General features: G+C 54.8%; 1 protein-coding gene. It reads right to left on the minus strand.

The annotated features are described in order from the left end of the window. Positions 1 to 93: 93 nt before the first annotated feature. A partial coding sequence (locus AB2B41_RS23665; protein ID WP_367880269.1) for a transposase occupies positions 94 to 248 on the minus strand: 155 nt, incomplete at its 5' end.

A 248-nucleotide genomic window follows, 5' to 3' on the forward strand; every position in this document is an offset into this window, starting at 1 on the left:
CAAGGTGAAGGTCTGCAAAGCGCAAGATGCTGTTGAAAAAGTCGACCGGGGATTTCGTTTGAATTGATGGTCGAACGGTTTCTGCCCGGCTCTTCACACCGGAATTTGTCTGAGCTTGGCAAGTTTGCGGAGGTTCTGGACTGTTGCTGCGAGGTGGAACTCGTCCTTGGCGCCGTTTGGTCCTCTAAGGCGGAGGCGGTCGAGGCCGATAAGGCGTTTGTGGTGGGCGAAGAGCATCTCTACCTTCT

The sequence above is a fragment of the Sulfitobacter sediminis genome, assembly GCF_040811725.1.
Classification (GTDB): domain Bacteria; phylum Pseudomonadota; class Alphaproteobacteria; order Rhodobacterales; family Rhodobacteraceae; genus Sulfitobacter; species Sulfitobacter sediminis.